Annotated in this window: 15 protein-coding genes and 1 pseudogene; 6 read left to right on the top strand and 10 right to left on the bottom strand. The window is 66.5% G+C overall.

From position 1 onward, the window contains the following. Positions 1 to 82: 82 nt before the first annotated feature. The 7 genes from AC1DN0_RS03165 to AC1DN0_RS03135 form a co-directional block, all read right to left on the bottom strand. The gene (locus AC1DN0_RS03165) at positions 83 to 1003 is read right to left on the bottom strand and encodes a glycosyltransferase (protein ID WP_441625477.1); all 921 of its coding nucleotides are present in this window, start codon (positions 1001 to 1003) and stop codon (positions 83 to 85) included. Between the two features lie 366 nt (positions 1004 to 1369). Further along, the gene (locus AC1DN0_RS03160; protein WP_441625479.1) at positions 1370 to 1588 is read right to left on the bottom strand and encodes a hypothetical protein; all 219 of its coding nucleotides are present in this window, start codon (positions 1586 to 1588) and stop codon (positions 1370 to 1372) included. Between the two features lie 18 nt (positions 1589 to 1606). Next, positions 1607 to 2191 (bottom strand): glycerol-3-phosphate responsive antiterminator, encoded by a 585-nt coding sequence (locus tag AC1DN0_RS03155; protein ID WP_035868188.1) that lies wholly within the window; start codon positions 2189 to 2191, stop codon positions 1607 to 1609. A gap of 5 nt (positions 2192 to 2196) precedes the next feature. After that, a complete protein-coding gene (locus tag AC1DN0_RS03150) occupies positions 2197 to 3750 on the bottom strand; it encodes an FAD-binding oxidoreductase (RefSeq protein WP_477145528.1) in 1554 nt (517 codons plus the stop codon). After that, on the bottom strand, positions 3747 to 5426 hold the full coding sequence (locus AC1DN0_RS03145; protein WP_441625483.1) for a glycerol-3-phosphate dehydrogenase/oxidase: 1680 nt from the start codon (positions 5424 to 5426) through the stop codon (positions 3747 to 3749). The genes AC1DN0_RS03150 and AC1DN0_RS03145 overlap by 4 nt, the downstream gene beginning before the upstream one ends. Before the next feature lie 22 nt (positions 5427 to 5448). After that, positions 5449 to 6972, bottom strand: coding sequence for an FGGY family carbohydrate kinase (locus tag AC1DN0_RS03140; protein WP_441625485.1), 1524 nt, complete (start codon positions 6970 to 6972; stop codon positions 5449 to 5451). Then, the gene (locus AC1DN0_RS03135) at positions 6969 to 8429 is read right to left on the bottom strand and encodes an MFS transporter (protein ID WP_441625487.1); all 1461 of its coding nucleotides are present in this window, start codon (positions 8427 to 8429) and stop codon (positions 6969 to 6971) included. Before AC1DN0_RS03135 ends, AC1DN0_RS03140 begins: the two co-directional genes overlap by 4 nt. A gap of 269 nt (positions 8430 to 8698) precedes the next feature. Here AC1DN0_RS03135 and AC1DN0_RS03130 point away from each other — a divergent pair, with 269 nt between their 5' ends. The 6 genes and pseudogenes from AC1DN0_RS03130 to AC1DN0_RS03105 form a co-directional block, all read left to right on the top strand. After that, positions 8699 to 9850, top strand: coding sequence for a zinc-binding dehydrogenase (locus tag AC1DN0_RS03130; protein ID WP_477103004.1), 1152 nt, complete (start codon positions 8699 to 8701; stop codon positions 9848 to 9850). 726 nt (positions 9851 to 10576) lie between these two features. Continuing rightward, a complete protein-coding gene (hpnI, locus tag AC1DN0_RS03125) occupies positions 10577 to 11884 on the top strand; it encodes a bacteriohopanetetrol glucosamine biosynthesis glycosyltransferase HpnI (protein ID WP_441625491.1) in 1308 nt (435 codons plus the stop codon). Continuing rightward, positions 11881 to 13302 (top strand): hopanoid biosynthesis associated radical SAM protein HpnJ, encoded by a 1422-nt coding sequence (gene hpnJ, locus AC1DN0_RS03120; protein WP_477145527.1) that lies wholly within the window; start codon positions 11881 to 11883, stop codon positions 13300 to 13302. Before hpnI ends, hpnJ begins: the two co-directional genes overlap by 4 nt. A 17-nt stretch (positions 13303 to 13319) precedes the next feature. Then, positions 13320 to 14162 carry a hopanoid biosynthesis-associated protein HpnK gene (gene hpnK / locus AC1DN0_RS03115; protein ID WP_441625495.1) on the top strand — a complete coding sequence of 281 codons (843 nt, stop codon included), beginning with the start codon at positions 13320 to 13322 and terminating at the stop codon, positions 14160 to 14162. Between the two features lie 55 nt (positions 14163 to 14217). Further along, entirely contained in the window at positions 14218 to 15213 is a 996-nt protein-coding gene (locus AC1DN0_RS03110; RefSeq protein WP_441625497.1) for a lysylphosphatidylglycerol synthase domain-containing protein, read from the top strand. Between the two features lie 53 nt (positions 15214 to 15266). Continuing rightward, positions 15267 to 15632, top strand: a pseudogene (locus AC1DN0_RS03105) (helix-turn-helix domain-containing protein); the annotation flags it as partial. Positions 15633 to 15886: 254 nt separating this feature from the next. Here the strand turns inward: AC1DN0_RS03105 and AC1DN0_RS03100 are convergent. The 3 genes from AC1DN0_RS03100 to AC1DN0_RS03090 form a co-directional block, all read right to left on the bottom strand. Further along, positions 15887 to 16597 carry a hypothetical protein gene (locus AC1DN0_RS03100; RefSeq protein ID WP_441625499.1) on the bottom strand — a complete coding sequence of 237 codons (711 nt, stop codon included), beginning with the start codon at positions 16595 to 16597 and terminating at the stop codon, positions 15887 to 15889. Positions 16598 to 16752: 155 nt separating this feature from the next. Beyond that, on the bottom strand, positions 16753 to 17991 hold the full coding sequence (locus AC1DN0_RS03095) for a hypothetical protein (protein ID WP_441625501.1): 1239 nt from the start codon (positions 17989 to 17991) through the stop codon (positions 16753 to 16755). Between the two features lie 17 nt (positions 17992 to 18008). Next, complete coding sequence (locus tag AC1DN0_RS03090; protein WP_441625503.1) at positions 18009 to 21758, bottom strand: tubulin-like doman-containing protein; 3750 nt, start codon at positions 21756 to 21758, stop codon at positions 18009 to 18011. Between the last annotated feature and the right edge of the window lie 2 nt (positions 21759 to 21760).

Raw genomic sequence — 21760 nt, 5'->3', positions numbered from 1 at the left:
GTCATTTCGATAACAACCTTCCCCGCCCCCGGGGTCCATCCATCAAACGCTGACGAAAGTCAGCGGCATCGCAATACGCGCCTCACAAATCACTGGCCCTCTCCGGCCGGCACCGGCCAAGCAGAAGATCCGTCACGCCGACCAGGTTGCCGGCGAAACGTCCGCGGCGGTCGATGTGCGATTCAGGCCGGATCGACCTGACACCATTGGCAGTGAGCGCTTTAGCGATGAAACTCCAGACTTCCTTCGTGGAAAGCACGCCCTTCTTGTGCAAATACCAGGCATTGACGATCTGCGAGAAACCAAAACGTTTTCCGGAGACTCGGCCCGATCTCAACCCCAGGTGGACCCCTAACATCGCGTCGGACTCGACCAGCCTGCCCTTCCTGCCGATCGCGCGCGAAAAATCCTTGTCTTCCAGCCAGCCGTAAAGCACCAGCCGCTCGTCAAAGCGCAGATTGCCGATCGCGGAAACGCGATAGGCCATGTTGCATCCATAGAGCCCGCTCAGCGTGGTGAGCGGGCGCGGTGTACTGGCAACCGCCTCCGCTTGCCGGACAAGGCTGCATGCGTCGTCCCATGACAGGGCGGCACCGACCGCGCCATCGTGAAGCAAGGCGCCGGAGATCCCCGCGACATCGGGCTCCGCTAGAAAGGCCTGCAGGCAGCGCTCTATCCAATAGGGTGACGGCACGAAGTCATCGTCGAAGAAAACGACAAAATCCACGCGCGACAGGACCGTGGCCAGCGCGCGGTTGCGCTGCGCGGGCAAGCCTGCCGGGCCAAAGATATACTCAACCGCCAGTGGCGTTTCCAGGCCAGGCTCGATATCCGCATCCGTGCAGGCGGAAAACAGCGTGATGGCCGGTCGCACGGATTGCTTCTCGAGCAGTCGCAGCACGTGCGTCGATGCCTGCGGCCGGCCTTTCGTGGCCACGATAACAGCGACCCTTGCCGGCGACGGCAAGGGGGCATGTTGATCTGCGGTAGCCAACGTCTTCATGAGCATTACCCGCGATTGGATTTCTTTATTTAGTATAAGTAGCGAAAATTCCCTTTCAACTAGCCATTGGGATGAGTCGGCGCGGCCTCTTTTTTCCGGGAATTAGTGCGCGCTTGCGCACGGACCGCACTTGACATGTGCCGCTTTGAATACCCGCTGCAGGACTCACGCTCTTGCTGCAAGCCCGGACCAAAAACGCCATAGCCAGCCGAGTCGGAACGTGCCCGAATCCTTGCTCTTGTGAAGGCCACTGATGCCGCCAGCGACTTGGGAAATTGACACCTCACCGGCTGGACATCGGGGACAGCGCGCGCGGCCCGGCTGGCGCCGACAGCGCGACGCCGATCACCAATTTGAGTGATGTGATCATGCGTTGCGCATCCCACAATGCAAACGTCGCGGCGATGCGGCGCACAAAACGGAATGGACGAAAATATGGATACCTCGATTCATGACCGCCGCTCTGCTGGCCATCGTCTCACCTGGCGTTGCCGCGGCGAGTTCGGCCAGCAGCGCGCATACCTTGTCGCCATTCCCCGGCAACGCAAAGTAGTGCGCGATCACCTGCAGGTGGGAAGCAGCCATCGATTGCCTCGGTCGGTTTCAGGATTTCAACACGGAAGGCTCCAGGTTCCACAGCTTGCTGTCGCTGGTGGAAACCGCCACGGCGCCTTCCCTGATCGCGCTGCGGATATCGTCCTTGTTGCAGACGAAGCCCGATGTCACGATGGGCGGCAGCGCCTTGCGGTCCTTGGTGGAAAGATGCGAGAGCATGGGCGCGGGCATCAGCTGCACGAGATTGGGATCGCTCTGCTCCAGCGCCTTGACGCTGCGCGGCCAGGTCGAGCGGTCTGTCACGAATACCTTCTGCATCGTGATCAGCCCCGCCCGGTTGGCGCGCTGGATGGTTGCCACCCGGGTGGAGACGAGGCTGGTCACACCGATATCGGCAAGATACTCGACACCGCCCTTGTCTTGCGACAGCCCTTCGCAGCTGTCGATGTTGACGATGACGTACTTGCCCGCCTTGGTCAGCGTGGCCACCACCGGCTGCAGCTTGCGCAGCTCGACGTTGGCGACGATGGAGACTTCGGCATTGCTCTCGATAAAGATGTCGACCTGCTCGACGCCGTAGAGCGTCCCGATGACCGGGTGCCGCGTCAGGCGTGCCCCGAGTGACTTGTCCATGATGCTTACCGATCCGCGTGGTGGGGCAGCTCGTCGCTCAGGCCGAGCTTTCCGGGATTGAGAATGTTCTTGGGATCCAGCGCTTGCTTGACCGCCACCAGCACCGGAAACGCGCTGCCCAGCGATTCACGCATATACGGCGCGYGCAACAGCCCGATGCCGTGATGGTGGCTCAACGCGGCATTGTATTTGATCAGCACCGCATTGGCGGCATCCCAGGCCTGGCGGTACCACTTCGCCCGGTTCTCCACCTCCACCTCGCCGCGCAGCGAAAAGTACAGGCAGGCGCCGTCCACATACGCGTGCGACTGGTGCGCCGAGCCCGCCAGCGTGCCGGGCACGGCGTTGATCGCGTTGACCACATCGGTATAGATGGCGGACAGGTCGCTCCAGGGGCCGGACATTTCCAGGGTGTCGGCGACAAAGCCAGGGCTGCGCTTGAAGCCTTCCGCGCTCTTGCCGGTGAGGTAGCGGGTGTCCAGCCAGCGCTCGAAGATGGTCCCGGAATCCAGGGCATGGCCAAGTTCCTTGCACACGCCTTCGCTGATGGCCATCACCGCATCGACCATCTCGCGGGCGCCCTCGTCGGCGATCAGCAGCACGTTGGTGTCCGGCAGGTTGAACTGCACGCCGCTCTCGAGTTCGTCATAGAGCCGCAGCGCCGCGGGATTCGCGCCGCGCTGCACGATCTCGYGGCATGCGTCCAGACCGATGGCGAAGGTCTTGAAGCCATAGGCGATGGCGCGGCCGTAGTCGGGCAGCCGATGCAGTTTCAGGCGCACGCGCACGATGACACCAAGGGTGCCCTCCGAGCCGATGAACAGTTGCTGCAGGTCGGAGCCGAGCGCCGCGCGCGAGTATCCGCCCACCGTGACGAGGCTGCCGTCGGCCAGCACCACGTCCATGCCGAACACCATGTCCTCGATCTTGCCGTAGCGCGTGGAGAGCTGGCCGGCGCCGCGGCACGCCACCCAGCCGCCCACGGTGCTGATGGCGAAAGACGACGGCCAGTGGCCCATCGTCATGCCGTACTCCCTCTGGATGGTCTGCTCGAAGATGTCGCCGAACACGCCTGCCTCCACTTCGACAATCTGGCTTTCCTTGTCGAAGTCCAGCATCTTGTTCAGTTCGCACACATCCAGCACGATGCCGCCGCGCACCGGCAGGGCGGCCCCGGTCACATTGCTGCGCCCGGCCGATACGGTCACGGGGATCGCCGCCGCGTGCGCGATGCGCATGACTGCCTGGATCTGCCCGATGGTTGAAACCCGCACGATGACGGCCCGCGGGGTCGCGGGCTTACCGGCAGTCTCGGTCATCATCGACCCGGCCCACCAGTCACGCGTCCACGTCACTACGCTGCCGGCATCGGTGAGCACTTCATCCGCCACGCTGCGCAGCGCGTCGATCTGCGCGGCATCGACGGCCACGGCGTCGCGTTGCAGCCCGGGCGTGTCGGACGTTTCCTTGACGGTGGCCGCGTAAGCAGGCGGCGTGTGCGCGCCGACGACGTAGTTGCCACGGTTGTAGCCTCGCTTGATTGCTTCCTTGCTGATCATGCCTTCTCTCCCATAAGAACGGATTTTTCATGTGCGACGGCGCTCAGGTAGGTGTTGACCTGTTGCGCCACGACGGATTCGGACAGGCCGAGTTCGGCCTGCAGCAGTTCGCCCACGCGCGCCGCGGCGCGCGCTGACGCATCGCGCGCCATCAGGCGGGCACGGATGCGGCGCGAAAGGATGTCGTCCACGCTGCCCGCCAGTTCATGGCGCGCGGCGTAGACGATCTCGGCTTCGGTGTAGGGCAGGCCTTCGACGATCGGCTTCTGCAGCCGCGCATCGGCCTGCAGGATGTCGCTGACAAAGCGCGCTTCAGTGCCGTAACGCTCGCCCAGGTGGGCCGACAGGCCGCCGGATGCCACGATGGCCTGCGCGTCGTAACCCGCCGCGCCCAGCAGGTATGCCGATTTGGTCCGGCATTTGCTGCGCTGGCCGATGACTTTCTGCGCGGCGTCGATGGTCTGCTCGGCCATATGCCGAGAGGTGGTCAGCTTGCCGCCGACGATGGTGACCAGGCCATCCGCCGCCGTATGGATTTCATGGTTGCGCTTGATCTCCAGCGTCTTGCCGCCCGGCGGCGCGACCAGCGGCCGGCAGCCCGCGATGCTGCCGAGCACGTCCTCGGCCTGCAGGTCCGTCTTCAAGGCCCAGCGCGCGCCGTCGAGCAGGAAGTCCAGCTCCTGCCGGGTGCAGCAGACATCGTCGAGGTCGCCCTCGTAGTCTTCATCGGTGGTGCCGAGGTAGGAGACGTTGCCCCAGCGGGTGATGGTGGCGCGGCGGTTGCGCCCCGGCACTGGGATGGTCACGGTGCAGTCGTTGCGGACCTTCAGCCAGGGAATGGCGATATGCACGCCCTTGGCCGGCCGGATGTGCATCGTCTTTTCCTCGCCCTTCTTGCGGCCGGTCCAGTCGCGCAGCCAGACGCCGGTCGCCATGATGACGACGCCGGCTCTGGCCCGGATCTCGCGCTCGCCGGCATGGACGATCACGCCATCGACCTTGCCGTGATCGTTGCGGGTGATCTCGACCGCCTTCGCATGGTTGACCACCGCCGCGCCATGGAAGGCCGCGGTACGGGCGATGTTCAGGGTCAGCCTGGCATCGTCCACCCGCGCATCGAAATACAGGAAGCCGCCGAGCAGGTTCTCTTCGTTGAAGGTCGGGCAATGCGACAGCACCTCGGCCTTGGTGAGTTTCTGGTGGAGGATGCCTTCGCGCCAGCCGCCGGCGATGTCGTAGGTCCAGAGCAGGCTTTCAAACGCTTTGGACAGGCGCTTGTCGAACACGCCATCCTTTTCGAGCACGGGGAACAGGAACGGCAGGCGCTGCACCAGGTGCCTGGCATTCCTGCGCAGGCGCTGGCGCTCCAGCAGGGAATGGCGCACCAGCCCGAGGTTGCCCTGTTCGATATAGCGCAGGCCACCGTGCACCATCTTGGAGGATTTGGACGAGGTGCCGGAGGCGAAGTCGTTCTTCTCCACCAGGGCCACGCGGTAGCCGCGCAAGCTCGCGTCCAGCGCCGCGTAGGCGCCGGTCACGCCACCGCCGACGATGAGGATGTCAAACTGTTCGCTGGCAAGGCGGTCCAGCTGCTCCTGGCGGACCAGGCGCAGCGGCTCGGTGGAGGTCATCGCGGCGCGGTCCTTGCCCGGATTTCTGGATGGAAAAACCATCATGTCGTAGAGATCTCCTGACTGCTTATTGATTGTGGAAGGTCTGCGCGTGACGCAGCTCGGACGCCACCCGCGCATGCCACAGCGCGCGGCGTTCGCCGCGCTCGCTGGCGCCGAGCCGGGGCTCGAAGACGGCATCGGTTTCATTGGTGGCGCGGGCTTGCTGCAGCGACTCCCACAGCAATCCCGACGATCCCGCGAAGAAGGCAATGCCGCGCAAGCTGGCCCGGTCGGTTTCGCGCATGCGCCGGATCGGCATGCCGGTCAGGTCCGCCTGGATCTGCAGCAAGGCGTCGCTGCCGGACAAGCCGCCGCCCACGATGAGTTCGGACACCTTCACGCCAGCGACTTCCTCGTTGGCCTCGATGCACGAAGCAACCGCGTGGGCAATGCCTTCGAGGATGGCGTAGGCCACCTCGGCCTGGGAGCTGGCGATGGAAACGCCCGTCAGCGAGGCCCGCGCCTCGGGCTGCATCTGCGGTACCCGCAGCCCCGTCAGCGCGGGCAGGAACGTCACGCCGCGCGCCGAATCGACCGTGGCCGCCAGCGCGCTGATCTGCTTCGCGCTCTCGAACCAGCGCAACTTCTCGCAGACCCAGTTGAGCGCCGAACCGGTAGTGGCCACGAAGGTTTCGACCGAGAGGTGCGAGACATGATGCTGCCGGCGCGCGGTCATGGTCAGGGTGCCGTCGTACAGCCCCGCCCTGGCCGGCAGCTCCGGCCCGGTCATCAGGTCGACGAAGCTGCCGGTGCCGTGCACGCACATCGATTGCCCCCGGTCCAGGCACCCGAGCCCCGCCGCGCCCGCGAGCTGGTCGCCGGCGCAGGCGAGGATCGGCACGTCGATGCCCAGTTGCTCCGGCCGGGTGCGGCCGAAGTCGTCCGCGTCCTGGCGCAGCGCCGGCAAGAGCGCAGCAGGAAAGCCCAGCGCGTCCAGCCAGCCGAGGTGGTAGCGGTGCTCCGCCAGCACGTAGGCACTGGCGGATGTCACGTTGGTGGGCGTGGTTACGCAGGTGCGTTCGCTGGACAGGTGCCACAGCAGCCAGGTATCGATCGTGCCGAACGCAAGACGGTTCTCCCGGAACGCCTCGGCCACGGCCGGGGTGTCGTGGAGATGGCGGGCCGCCCAGAGGTAGGGGGACCGCACGCCCGCCGGGCGGCCGACCTGCTCGATCAACGTCTTGTCCCAGGCCGGCGCCAGCGCGTTGAGTTCGCTGACGTAGCGCGTGTCCTGCCAGACCATGGCGGGCACGAGCGCGCGGCCGGTGCGGGTATCCCAAAGCACCGCCGTGGCCCGCTGCGTGGCCAGGCCCAGCGCCACGATTTGCAACTGCTCCTGCTGCGCGCGCGCAATCGTCGCGCGGCACACGGCGATGGTCTTCTCCAGGATCGCGTTCGCATCCTGTTCCACCACGCCGGGCCGCGGCGCGTCCACCTGGAGCGCCATGTACTCCAGGCAGGAGACATGGCCGTCGGCGGCGACGACAGCCGCGCGCGTTCCGGAGGTGCCTTCGTCGATGGCGAGTATGACGTGCCTGTTGTGCTTCATCGCTGGGTTTTCTCTATCGCCGGGTTGAGGAACGCCGGGGCCGGCTGTTCATCGCCGCTGAATTGCGGGGCATCGGCTTCGTTGTCTGGATTGATCGTGGTGCGCGTCGGGTCCCAGCGGATCACAAAGCAGATGATGCTGGCCGTCAGCGGCACGATCGACAGGATAAGGAAGGTTTTTTCCAGGCCATAGTTCTCCCGGAAGATCGGGAAAATCAGCAGGCCCAGCGCCGCGCCGGTCGAGCCCAGGGCACCGATGATGCCGTTCGCCCCCGCGCGCAGTTCACTGCGGAACGACAGCGACGAAAGGCTCTTGCCATTGGCGCCGGGGCCGCCCGAGTGGAAAAGGATAAACAGCGACGGCACGATCACCGCCACCCAGACCGGCATCTTGCCGTTGAACAGGCCGAGGATCAGCAGCATGACGAAGACGGCGGCGAATCCGAAGGCGGAAGCGCGCCGCAAGCCAAGCTTTCTGCCGATCAGCGGCGACATGAAGCCCCCGAAGATGCCGAAGACATTGAAGACCAGCGCGCCCACGGTGGCGTAGATGAAGTCCTTGCCGAACAAGGCCGCGCTGATCAGCGGCAAATACCAGCCGACCGCGAAATACTGGATGGACTGGCCGATCTGCACGGTCGCCGCAAGGATGGTGCGCGGCAGGTACACGCCGCGGAAGATAAGCAACACATTGGCCAGGCCGCGTTTTGCCTGGTTGAGGACAGGCAGGCGCTCGTCCACCGGCGCGGCCACGAAGGGCCGGCCATAGATCCGGGTCATCGCCCCGGCAGCGTCGTCCAGCCGCTCCTTGCGCGCCAGCCAGATCGGGCTTTCGACCAGGAAGGCAAGCTGCAGGATGAGAATGCCGACCCCGAAGATGGCCGTAGCGGCCACCGAATAGCGCCAGATGGAATCGCCCACCTGCCACGAGTGGAACAGCAAGGCCAGCAGCAGGTTGCTGCAGACGGCGGTGTACCACATGCCCTGCCAGGTATTGAGCCGGCTCTTCAACTTGACTGGCGTGAACTCCGCCAGCACCGCCATGGCAATGGCGAAATCGATGCCGTAGGCGGCGCCCACGAAGAAGCGCCCGACCAGGATGACTTCAAAGCCCGGCGCGAAGACCACCAGCAGCGCACCGGTCACCGCCAGGAATTTCGCCAGCACCAGCGGACGAACCCGGCCCCAGCGGTCGGCCATCCAGCCGCCGATCGGGTTGAAGGCAATGGCCACCCACGAAGCGAACGAGGTCAGCAGCGCGACCTGCGACGCGGCAAGATGCAAATCCCGCGTCATGGGCCCAAGGCCCGCGCTCAATGCGGAATTGGAGAATGCGTCAAGGAATAATCCCCCCAGCGCGAGCCACCAGATGAGGCCGGCTCTGCCTTTTATGCCTGGGCAGGAATCAATAAACGAGATGACATCATCGATGCCACGGATCTTGATCGTGGATTGCACAGCGGTCTCCTTGTTTTATTTCTGTAAGAGGCCGCAGCAATCTGCACGCAGGGAGAGACCATCTTACAGATGGTCTCTTATCTAGATCTGCAGGCGCACTTTAGGTTGAAAGTTTCCGAGTGTCAAGGGAGTAATCGGGCGCTGCCTGGCCTGCCCCGGACCGGCGGCGCGAGGCGCCGCCAGCCGGTTTTGCCAGAACTTGCTACATTGCTCCCTGCGGCCAACGCAGCCCCGGCCAGCTTCAGACGACCGATCCAAGGAGATACCGAATGCCCATCGAGAGCACCCGCACCGCCCTTCAACTCCGCTCGCTGATCAAGCGCGGCGGCGAACTGGAGTTGTCGCTTGCCAGCGTCGACATCCCCCAGCCCGGCCCGGACGAAGTGCTGATCCGTGTCGAAGCCTCGCCCCTGAACCCGTCCGACCTCGGCCTGCTGTTCGGCGCCGCCGACATGAGCACGGCAAAGGCCAGCGGCACGGCCGGCCAGCCCGTCGTCACCGCCCGCGTCCCTGAGGCGGCGATGAGGAGCATGGCGGGCCGGGTGGATGTGTCCATGCCGGTCGGCAATGAAGGCGCGGGGGTGGTCGTCGAGGCGGGCTCATCGGCCGCGGCGCAGGCGCTGCTGGGCAAGACGGTGGCGGCCATTGGCGGCGCGATGTACTCGCAGTACCGCTGTATCCCGGCGGACCAGTGCCTGGTCCTGCCGGAAGGGGCGACACCGGCCGAAGGCGCCTCGTCGTTCGTCAACCCGCTCACGGCGCTCGGCATGGTCGAAACCATGCGGCGCGAGGGACATACCGCGCTGGTGCACACCGCTGCCGCCTCCAATCTGGGGCAGATGCTTAACCAGATCTGCCTCAAGGATGGCGTCGGCCTGGTGAACATCGTGCGCAAGCAAGAGCAGGCGGATCTGCTCAAGGCGCAGGGTGCGGTTCACGTCTGCAACGCGGCCTCGCCCACCTTCCTGCAAGACCTCACCGAAGCGATCGCGGCCACGGGCGCGACGCTCGCCTTCGACGCCACCGGCGGCGGCAAGCTTGCGGGACAGATCCTGAGCTGCATGGAGGCGGCCTTGAGCAGGAAAGCCGGCGAGTACAGCCGCTATGGCTCGACGACGCACAAGCAGGTCTACCTCTACGGCGGCCTGGACACCTCGCCGACCGAGTTCACCCGCAACTTCGGCATGGCCTGGGGAATGGGAGGCTGGCTGCTGTTTCCCTTCCTGCAGAAGATCGGACCGCATGCGGCGGGCGCGCTCAAGCAGCGCGTGGTGGCGGAACTGAAGACGACCTTTGCCAGCCACTACTCGAAGGAGATCTCGCTGGCCGAGGTACTGGACCTGGACGTGATCGCGGTCTACAACAAGCGCGCGACCGGCGAGAAGTATCTGATTAATCCGAACAAGGGGCTGGCTGGGTAATGACCCGCGGCGCGGCATGCCGCGCTTGCCGGCTTTCAGTGCCCGCGCCGGGCACTGAAAAGGATCTGCCCGAGCCGGTCGGCAGCGCTCCGTAACCCGCTGCCTGTCGGACGGCTGCCGTCCTGGCGCGCTTCAGGACGGCAGCGCCATGTACAGGATCGGGAATGGATTACCGAACGGGTCCGGCGCGGAGCGGCCGATCCGGCGTACATGCTCGTGGAATCCAGCCGCGTGCCCGTTCTGCTTCTTCCCAGACAACAAAGCGCTGTGCGAGGCCGGCCGCGATGGCGAGCAATATGATCAATGACGTCATTTGCGCCAAACAGGGTTAGCAGGCACCCGGGGGCGGCAGCCATGCCACGCATTGTCATGAAACGATAATCACTTTCTGTCAGCACATTTCATTTGAAAATGATTACCAATAGCATAAGCGAAAATTAATCGGCATAACCTTACAAACTCATTTCAAAACAAATATTATTTTTAAGGAATTCATGGAATTTCTTATATCGATTGCCCTATGATTAACCGGCAGAAAATCCACGCACAATGAATGCGGTGATTGGACCGGGAGCCTTCGATGCAGGTGACTTTTTTCCAGCGCGGTTGCATCCGGCTCGAACTGCCTGTTGATCCTCGCATTGATCTTCCCGCGGCCCTTCGGATGGAAGTGCCTGGCGGTGATGCCAGGGGGAGCAACGCCGTTCGTGCCAGCGGCTGCCCAAGATGAACTGGGGCACACTGCCGGACGTCGCGCTGGCGTGCGTGGCGGCAGGCTATGCCATCGCCGCGGTACTGGCCAGCCGGCGCGCGCCGGCGCAGGCCGCCATCCCTTGCGCCGCCCCGGAAGACGCCGGCCTGCACCCGGTCAGCGTGCTCAAGCCGCTGTGCGGTGCCGCCCCCCAGCTTTATGAGAACCTTGCAGGCCTGTGCCGGCAACGGCATCCGGCGTTCCAGCTGGTGTTCGGCGTCCATGCGGCGGACGATCCCGCCATCGCGGTGGTGGCGCGGCTGCGCGCGGAATTTCCGGCATGCGACATTGCCCTGGTGACCGACTCCCGGGTGCACGGCAGCAACCTCAAGGTCAGCAACCTGATCAACCTGCTGCCACAAGCGCGCCATCCCTGGCTGTTGATTGCCGACAGTGACATTGCGGCGCCCCCGGATTACCTGGCCCGCGTCACCGCGCCGCTGGCCGACGCCGCGGTTGGCGTGGTGACCTGCCTGTACCGCGGCAGGGCCGCAGGCGGACTATGGTCACGGGTCGGCGCGCAGTTTATCGACGACTGGTTCGCGCCCTCCGTGCGCATCGCCCACGGCGGCGGCTCGCGCCGCTTCTCCTTCGGCGCGACGATTGCCCTGCGGCGAGAGGTACTCGACGCCATCGGTGGATTCGCGCCCCTGGCCAACCGGCTCGCCGACGATTTCTGGCTTGGCGAGCTGACCCGCCGCAGCGGCTTGCGTACCGTGCTATCGGACGTCGTGGTGAGCACGGACGTGACGGAAACGCATCTGCCCGCGCTGTGGGCGCACGAACTGCGCTGGCTGCGCACCATCCGTTCCATCAACCCTCCCGGCTTTGCCTTTACCTTCATCACCTTTACCTGGCCCGTGCTGGCGCTGGCCGCCTGGCTATCGCCGCAGCCTCTGGTGCTGGCCGTGGCGCTGGCCGGTATCTTGGCGCGCAGCGTGCTGGCGGGCAGCGCCGCCGCGGCCTTGCGCGCGCCGCTGCGCGACGCGCTGCTGCTCGTCGAATGGGCGGCCGCGCTGTTCGGCGAGAAGGTGCGCTGGCGTGACCAGGTCATGTCGGTACGCGATTACCCCGCCGCTGCCGCCGCGCCCCGCCCGGAGTTCGCGAGCCCGCACTCCGGCCCTGTTCCGCAACAAGGCACCGGCACGCAAGCGGTCACTGGCTTTGCCGCCGGCATGATGGCGCTGCCCCTTTCCCTGCAGGCCGATGGCGCGGACAATGACGAGCGCGACCGCTCTCCCGCCCCGTCTGCAAACGGCATGTTTCCACAGAGACCGCTATGAGAACGCTCTTCCTGCAGGCCCCTTCCTTCGATGGTTTCGACGGCGGCGCCGGTTCGCGCTACCAGGCCAAGCGCGAGATCAAATCGTTCTGGTATCCCACCTGGCTGGCCCAGCCCGCCGCGCTGGTGCCCGACAGCCGCGTGCTGGATGCGCCGGCCGACGGCCTGGACGCACAGGCCACGCTAGATATCGCCGCCGGCTTCGACCTGGTCATCATCCACACCAGCACGCCGTCCTTCCCGACCGACGCGAAGTTCGCCGAGGAACTGAAGAAGCGCAAGCCTGGCGTGCTGATCGGCATGGTGGGCGCCAAGCCGGCGGTAGACCCGGGTGGCACGCTGGGCGCCAGCACCGCCATCGATTTCGTGTGCCGCGAGGAATTCGACTACACCTGCCAGGATGTGGCGGCGGGCAAGCCGCTCAAGGACGTGCCGGGCCTGAGCTACCGCCTGCCGGACGGCTCGCTGGAGCACAACGGCCCGCGCCCGATGATAGAAAACATGGACGCACTGCCCTTTGTGGCGCCCGTGTACAAGCGTGACCTGAAGATCGACAACTACTTCATCGGCTACCTGAAGCACCCCTACGTGTCGATCTACACCGGCCGGGGCTGCCGCTCGAAGTGCACCTTCTGCCTGTGGCCGCAGACCGTGGGCGGGCACCGCTACCGCACCCGCTCGCCGGAGAGCGTGATCGCCGAGGTGAAGTGGATCAAGGAGAACATGCCTGAGGTGAAGGAGATCATGTTCGACGACGACACCTTCACCGACTTCAAGCCGCGTGTGGAAGAAATCGCGCGCGGCCTGGRCAAGCTCGACGTGACGTGGTCGTGCAACGCCAAGGCCAACGTGCCGTACAGCACGCTCAAGATCATGAAGGAAAACGGGCTGCGCCTGCTGCTGGTGGGTTACGAATCCGGCGACGACCAGATCCTGCTGAACATCAAGAAGGGCCTGCGCACCGACATCGCGCGACGCTTCACCGAGGACTGCCGCAAGCTCGGCATCACCATCCACGGYACCTTTATCCTGGGCCTGCCGGGCGAGACCCGCGAGACCATCGAGAAAACCATCGAGTACGCCAAGGACATCAACCCGCACACCATCCAGGTATCGCTGGCGGCGCCCTATCCGGGCACCACGCTGTACCGCCAGGCGGTGGAAAACGGCTGGCTGGAAGAGAACAAGGTCATCAACCTGGTCAACGACAAGGGCGTGCAGCTCGCCGCGATCAGCTACCCGCACCTCTCCAGGGAGGAGATCTATCACGGCGTGGAGACCTTCTACAAGCGCTTCTACTTCCGCCCCGGCAAGATCTGGGAGATCGTGCGCGAGATGCTGGGCAGCTGGGAGATGATGAAGCGGCGCCTGCGCGAAGGCGTGGAGTTCTTCCGTTTCCTGCGTTCGCACGAAGCGTGAGCCCGGCGCAAGACAAGATGACAGGGCAGACCGCGGTGGCATCGCCACGCGCGCTGATCCTCACCGCGGACGATTTCGGGCTGCATCCCGCCGTCAACGAGGCGGTTGAGATGGCCTGCCGCGATGGCGTGCTCAACGCGGCCAGCCTGATGGTGGCCGCGCCTGCCGCCGCCGACGCGGTGGCGCGCGCGCGCCGCCTGCCCGGCCTGCGGGTGGGGCTGCACCTGGTGCTGGCCGACGGGCCCGCGATGCTGCCGCCCGCACGGATCCCGGCGCTGGTCGACGCGCAAGGCCGCTTCGGCTCCGCCATGGCACGTGACGGCTGCCGCTTCTTCTTCCTGCCCGGGGCGCGGCGGCAGCTTGCCGCCGAGATCCGCGCGCAGTTCGAAGCCTTTGCAGCCACCGGGCTGGCACTGGACCACGTCAACGCCCACAAGCATTTCCATCTGCATCCCACCGTGCTGTCGCTGACGCTGGCGATCGGCCGCGAGTTCGGCCTGCGCGCCGTGCGCCTGCCGCGCGAGCACCGCGCGCCGCTGCTGCTGCGGCCCTGGCTCGCGCTATTGCGGCGCCGCCTTGCCGCCGCGGGCGTGGCGCACAACGATTACGTGGTGGGCATCGCCAATAGCGGCGCCATGGACGAAGCCACGCTGCTGGCCGCGCTCGCGCGCCTGCCCGCGGGCGTGGGTGAGATCTACTTCCATCCCGCCGTGGTATCGGGCGCCGAAGTCACGGCCACCATGCGCGGCTATCGCCATGCCGACGAACTGGCCGCGCTGCTGTCGCCACGCGTGCGCGCCGCGCTGGACCGGACCGCGCCGCGCCGAGGCGGCTTCGCCGACGTGCTGGCCCCGGCATGAAGGGCACGGCAATGCTGGCGGCAACACCAGCGGCAACCCTGGCCGCAAACACGCGATGAAGCGGCTGATCTACCTGTCCGGCCTGCTCGGCCTGCTTGGCCTGACCCTGCTGATCAGCCACGAGGGCGCGAGCGACGTGGCCCGCATCGTCGCCGATGGCGGCTGGCTGTTGCTGCTGCTCGTGCCCTTCCACGCGCTGCCCCTGCTGCTGGACGCACAGGGCTGGCGCGTGCTGCTGACCTCGGCCGATCCCGGAGAGCGCGCCGGCCTGGGCTTCCTCTGGTGGGTGGCCACCGTGCGCGAAGCCGTCAACAGGCTTCTGCCCACCGCCAGCGTGGGCGGTGAACTGGCCGGCATCCACCTGACCCGCCTGCGCATCCACGACACCACCGCAATCACCGCCAGCATCGTGGTGGAAGTCATGGTGACGCTGTTCGCGCAATACCTCTTCTCCGCGCTGGGCGTGATGCTGCTGATACTCGCGATGCACGATGGCGGCCAGGCGTGGGTGATCCTGCTCGGACTGGCGCTATCTCTCCCCGTGCCGGTACTGTTCGCGCTCTCGCTGCGTCACAGCGCCATCTTCGAGCGCCTGGAGGGTGCCGCCAAGCGCCTGTTCGGCGGGGACCACAGGCTGGTGGCGCTGATCGACGGCGCTCGCCTCGACGCCGCCATCCGCGCGCTCAATGCGCGCCACGGCGAACTTGCGGCCGCGCTCGCCTGGCAGCTCGCCGGTTTTCTCGCGGGCACGCTGGAAATCTGGTTCGCGCTGATGCTGCTGGGCCATCCGGTGCCGTTCTGGCAGGCCATCGCCATCGAATCGCTGACCCAGGCAGCGCGCCATGTCGCCTTCTTCGTGCCGGCCGGGCTGGGCGTGCAGGAGGCCGTCGTGATGCTGCTGGGCCATCTGCTCGGGGTGGACCCGCAAGTGTCGCTGTCGCTGGCGCTGGTCAAGCGCGCACGCGAGGTGCTGTTCGGCGTGCCGGCATTGTTGTCATGGCAATGGGTGGAACTGCGCCGCTGGCGGCGGGAGGCGGCGGCGCCAAGGTAAGTGCCAACCCGCGCCGCACGCAACTCCGCTGTCCGCCTGGCCCCCCGCAAATCCTGGCGGAAGCGCAGGCCAATGTCATCATGCCGCGCCGCCGCGAAGAAATGACCAGCGCGCGCGTGCGCGGCCATCTGCAGCATACGCAACCCGGCTGGCCGGACCTTGCCGCCACCGCCGACGCGCTGCACATGTCGGTCTCTACGCTGCAGCGTCGCCTGGCCACGGAAGGCACCTCATTCCAGGCGCTGAAGGATGAACTGCGCCGCGACATCGCCATCGTCCGGCTGAACACCAGCAAGGTGCCGCTGGCCGCGCTGGCGCAGGAACCGGGATTTACCGACAGCGCGGCATTCCAGCGCGCATTCAAGGGATGGACAGGTAGTGCGCCGGGAACGTATCGCCGGGGTGACAGCGGCGGCTAGCCGGCCGGTGTCCGCAGTACGATCACGGACTGCGAAGGGGGTACCGGATTACGGGAGGGGATTATCGTGCCGACTGCATGGGCACGACGTAGCTCGGCGTTCTCGCCGAATCGCGAGCTTCCTGCAAGGCCACGCCTCCCTGGCGTCGAGGCGTGGTACGGACAGCGCAGACTACGGCCCGCCTATCGCGGGCACGTGATGATTCCGTTCGATGCGCCGCGCGGGCGACTCGACTGCTGACGGCTGCCGGCGACTCAGCGCGAGGCCACCAGCACGCCGGTGTTGCCGTCCCAGACCAGCTGGGTGTTCAGGTCGCGCGTGGTATTGAGCTTGCCGTTCACGTAGAGGTTGGTCTTCATCGCGTAGGTGCCCTGCGGAGCGCTATCCGGCAGCTTGAGCTCGAAGGAATTTTCGAAGCGGCCGGCCGAGTTCGCGGTGAATGGCTTGGTGCTGGCCCGGATAGGGTTGCCGTCGGGGGCGTAAACCTGCAGCTCCTCGCGGACTTCCTGCACCGGCTTGTTGGTGCCATTGACCAGCTCCACCGAGGAACTGACCTTGACCGGCTGGCCGCGCTTCACCACCTGGCTGCTCAGTTGCGGCGAATAGGACACCACCATCGGCTCGCGCGGCGCCGTGCCGCGGGTCTTGCGGTAGTCGACATCGGCCTGCGCAGCGGTCTTGGTCTGGCGCGACTGGACATTGATCGCCAGGCACGCGACGGCGCCCGTTGCGCCACCCAGCGCGGCGCCTGCGAGGGCGCCCTTCGTGCCGCCGAGAATGGCACCCAGCATCGCGCCCGCGGCCGCGCCGACCAGCGCGCCGGTGCCCACGCCGCAGGGATCTTCTGTAGCCGCACTGCTCTGCGGCCGGCCGGGGCCGCCCGGCTGGGAAGCCGCGCAGCCGCCCAGCAAAGCCAGGACCGAAAGATAGACAACGGCGTGCTGGGCCGGCTTGATGCGTTTCATCGGGGTATCCAAGGTGGGTTAGCAGTAGGTGTGGAACGAGGTCAATCGAAACAAACGGGAAAGATGTGGTGAGACCAGTCGGCAGCTACGCGGCAACCTTGGCCGCGCGTGCGCGGCGGCCATGCAGAAGCCGCCCTGCGCGGCGCGGCTCCCGGTCACTTGATGGTCGTCTCATCCCTGAGGTATTGCAGTTCGCGCTCGCGGATGCGGCGCCCCAGGCTGATGGCTTGCGGGTTGTTGGGGTCGATCCGCCGGGCGCTTTCAACATAGGTCTTGGCCGCGTCGAACTTCATCTGCGAAAGCGCCTGATCGGCATCGCGCAGGAACGACTGGGCCAGGTCGGCCTGGGGATTGCGCGCGGCCGGTGCCGGTGCCGATGGAAGCGCCGGCGGCCTGACCCCGGTCGCCTGGACTACGGCGGTGGCCGGGTCCGCGGACGCGCGGTTGGCCTCCTGTGCGCGTGCGGCATCCTGCGATCGCGCGGCTTCCTGCACCTGCGCGCGCAGCGCCGCCAGATCCAGGTCTTCGCGATTGCGCGCCTGCACCTGGTCGAGCGCGGCGCGGGCAGCGCCGATATTGCCTTCCGTAATGTGCTGGCGCGCTTCCGCGCCGGCCGCCGCGGCGGCGGCCAGGGCCTGCTCGACCTGCTGGCGCAAATCCTTGGCGGTTGCGGTATCGGCGCAGGGCGCGCCAAGCTGGTCCAGCCCATTGCGGGCGCTGAGCAGCCGGCGCTCGCTGATGCGGCTGGCGATGGTGCGGAAGCTGCGCTGGCACGCCGCCAGCGCAGCCTCTGCCTTGTCCGCGGCGGCCTGCAGATCCACCGCCTTGACACGTGCCTGCCCGCTGCAAGAGGCCGCGGCAAGCCCGGCCTGGGCGCGCGCCGAGGCCGGATCGCCCGCTGCGAGGTGCCTGGCGCCGGCGACCAGCGCCTGCTCGCAGGCCTGGTTCTTCTCCCCCGACTTGCCGACCATGTACAAACCAACCACGGCGGCAGCCACCACGCCTGCGGCCACCATCAGGCCGCGGCCCTTGCGGGGGGGCTTGGGTCTGGATTCGGCTTCGGCCCTGGTTTCGGGCTTGGTTTCGGCCTTGACCTTGGCCTTGCCTTCGTCTTTCTCCTGGGCCTTAGGCTTGGGCTTGGGCTGGGGCGGCGGCTTGGCCGCCACAGGCTGGGGCGCGGGCGCGGCGCTCACCGCTTCCTGCGCGGCCGGCGTCGATTGTGCCGCAACCGGTGCCGACGCCTCAGGCGCCGGCATGGACACGCCAGCCACGGGCTGGCTGGCCGGCGGCGCCTGAGGCGTATCCGCGACGGCGTCGCCCACCGCCTTGCCGCAGTAGGGGCAGTGACTTACCGCGTCGTACAGACGCGCTTCACAAGCTAGACAGTTTTCCAAGACTCACCCCAACGACATCAGGACAGCGGCGGCGGCATCAGCGGCGCGGCCGCGAACGGCGAAGCACCCTGCAGCACCACGGCCAGTTCAGGCACCTGGTTCAGCTCCAGCCAGCCGGCCAGGCCGGCACGCCAGACCTTGGTGCCCGCCAGGGCGATCTGCCCGGCCTGCAGCATCTGCCCGATCTGGCTGGCCTGGAACGGACCGTACTGCTGGCCGTTCACGCCGAGGTGGTACTGGTGTTCCACCAGGGGCGGCGGCATGCCGCCCAGCGGCGGAGGCGTGCCAGGCGCGGGCGGCATGCCCGGCGCGGCCATCAGGCCTGGCATGGCCGCTTGCGGGATCGTTGCCTGCGGGATGGCCGTGGCGGCGGCCGCGGGCTGCCCTTGCAGCAGCGCCTCCAGGCGGCCGGGTTCCAGCATCTCCGCATTGAGCATGAACTTCAGGCGCAGCGGACCGTCGTCGTCGGCCTCCCGCACTTCCCATTCGTAGGCATCGGCGTCCGATTCCGCGATCACCGTGGCCCAGGGCTTGAGGTTGCCCAGCAGCCGGTTCACCGCTTGCTTGACCTCGCTGTCGGACAGGCCCTGGCGGCGCGCGCGCTCGTTGAGTTCGGCGGCGGCCTCGGCCGCGATGGCGCTGGCAAAGCCCTTGCGCTCCTGCTCGGCACCGTTGCCGTCGGCCACCAGCTTGGACGTGTAGACCGCGCTCTCGTAGTACTCGCACAGGGCGGCCAGTGCCGCGGTCTGCCAGGGGCCCATCTCGGCGATGCGATCCTGCACGCGCTCGACGATGGCTTCGCGGTAAGCCGGCGGCAAGCCGTTCTGGCGCACCGCGCGCTCGTTGCCGATGCGCCGCACGTCGCCGCGCGCTACCGCGAACTGGTACTGGCCGGGCGGCACCACGCGCTGGCTCGAGCGGGTCAGCACGCCCAGCATCACGGCGTAGAGGAACTGCTTGAAGTCTTCCGCCAGGCGGTTGAGCTCATCCGTGTTCGGCGCGATCGGATGGCTGAACTGGGTGGCGTCGATATGCGTGTGCGTGGGGCTCTTTTCCGCCTCCTTGCGGTAGCTGGTGCGCCAGCCTTCCAGCCCGCGCAGCACCGTCATGGGCACGCCCGAGAGTTCGCAATAGCAGACCGCGCGCCCCGGCACGCCGGTCTCGACGATGGAGAGCTGGGCCGTGGTAATGCCGGCTTGCGTCGGAATGCAGGCCTCCAGCTCGACGCTGAACCTGCGCTTGAATTCGTCCGCGCCGGCCACACCGATAAAGCATTTGTACTGGTCGGCCTTGACCGTGAAATCGCCCGCCATGTTGGCGTCGATCCACGGCATGGCACAGGCCAGCAGCTTGCGGAAATGGTTCATGCGCTCGGCCGAGCTCATCTGCTCCAGCGCTTCGAGCAGCGGATCGGTGGCGGGCGCATCGCCGTCCACGGCGCTGACCAGCACCAGCTGGCGCTCGGCCATGCGCTTGACCTTGGTCAGTATCTGGCTGCGCTGGTCGGTATCGGCCAGCATCGGGAACAGGGCCTTGGAGCCGCCCAGGTCCTTGAAGGCTTCATCGGCCCACTCGCGCAGCTGGATAGCGCCGGGCATCGGCACCTCACGTTCGCCCGCGTCGATGGCGATCAGGGTCGCGTGGTCCTTCTTCAGCTCGTGCTGCAGGATGGCGTTGGCGCGCTGCAACTGGGCCAGCATGTCCAGGACCGATTCGCGCCCGGCCTGCAGCTCGCCCACCAGCCCGTTCCACACCGGCTTGCCCGCGGCGTCCACTCCCACGCGGCGCCCCAGCCAGGCCGACAGTTCGGTAAGCAGCAGCGCGGCTTCCTCGGCCGCCTTGGCGCGCAGGTGGAACTTGAGCGCATTGGCAATTTCGATGCGCAGGTGGTCCATCACCTGCACGGCCTGCTTCTCGCCGCCGCCGAAGAAGCCGCCCTTGGTCTGCTCCAGGTTGGCCAGCAGGCGCTCCAGTTCGCGGCTGCGCACGGCTTCCTTGATCTCGCGGTAGCGCTCGGCATTGTTGTTGAGCGCGGCGGTCAGTCCGCTGCCCGGCGCTTCCAGGCGGTCGTTGATCTGCTCGACCAGCGACAGCACGTACTCCAGGCCGCCGAAATCCTTGTTGTCCAGGTAGCCGTAGAGCTGGTCGCGCATGACGCGCTTGATGCGGTCGAGCACTTCGCGGCGGCGCTTGGAGACGCGGTCCTCCGTCGTATCCGCCGCGGAGTCCTGGTCGCGCACCGCATCGCGCTCGAGCTGCTTGATCGCTTCGCGTACCTGGGTAGGCCATTCGGCCCGATCGAAGCCGCTGCGGATCTCGTCGATCCGCGTATTGACACGCTGGTCCACGCCCGCGACCAGCAGGCCGTGCTTGTCCTGCAACAGTTCCTCGACCAGGAAATAGTCGAGGAACTCGCCGCTCGAACGCTTCAGTTCCACGCTCTTGTCGGAGAACTCGGGGAAGTCGCTGAACGGCGCGGCGCGCAGGGCCATGTGGTTGGCCATGAACTCGTCGCGCTGCTTGTCGGTGGCGCGGTTGGCGCCAAGGTCGTTGCCGCCGACGCCGAAGAAGGCCTTGAGCATTTCGCCGGCCCAGCGATGCGCGCGTTCGTCGCGGCGGGATTCCTGGCGCGTGTCCAGCACCGCCTGGCCCATCGCGGAATAGCGCTTCGAATAAGACAGCCGCATGTCCGCGAAGCGGTTCTTGGGTACCAGCGCGTCATGCAGGAAATTCTTGTGGTGCGCCTGGTTGACTGCCACGGAACGCTTGCGGCGCGCAAAGTCGCCCGAGGCGAAGTCCTCGAACAAGGCGTCGGCCACCATGTGATAGATATCGCCCACATCCTTGGTGTGCTGCTGCGCCAGGTTCCCGGAATCGATCAGGTACACCTCGTTGTAGGGCTCGCGCTTGAGCTCCGGCTGGTCATAGGCATCCCAGCGGCCCACGTAGCCGCGGTTGCCCAGCATGGCCGACTCCAGCTCCATCAGCGCCGCGTAGCCGTTGGCTTCGGTGCGGTCCTTGTTGGCGCCCGAGTATCCGGTGGGCAGGAACAGCATCAGTTCCACGTCGGCGCTGCCGACCTCGGTGCCGGCGAGCCAGCGGGCCAGCAGGCCCATGTCGAGGAACGCGCCCGATCCCGTGCCGCCCGCCACCGAGCCGACCACGACGATGCGGAACTTGCTGGTCTCCATCTTGAGGCCAAGCTGGTTCAGCTGGCGCTCGTGGGACAGCCCGGCCTTAAGCCCCTTGAGCTTCAGGCGGATCTTGTCGCGCAGCTTGGCGTACTTGTCGAAGAAATACAGGCGCGAAACGGCGCGGATCTGGCCAGCGCCCTTGGACGGGTCAATGCCCAGCTCGCGGATCTTCTTGGGCGTGAGCGGCGACCAGGACTGGATGTGGGGAAAGCGCGCCAGGGAATCGTCGTCCCGGCTGTACTTGTCCATGTCGAAGGACTCGACGATCTTGTCCTCGTCGCTGAACTTGACCAGCTCGTACTGCAGGTCCTCGGCCTGGGCGCGGCCGCTGTCGATGACGGCGCCGGAGTCCAGGTCGAACTGGATAAACTGCGCCACCGGGAAATCCGCCAGGCTTTCGACGCGCGTGCGCATGCCCGAGCCGCCCCAGAGCGTGTTGAGGATGCGCCGCCGCACCCGCATCAGCACCTCCATGCCGGTGCCGCCGACGCCGATGAACAGTGTCGGGCGCAGCTCGATGCTCTGCTCCTGCTTGCGCTCGGCGCGAATACTCTGATTGATGGTGTCGGACATGT

The organism is Cupriavidus sp. 05N39, assembly GCF_056397325.1.
This window is presented reverse-complemented; position numbering and strand designations above follow the sequence as displayed.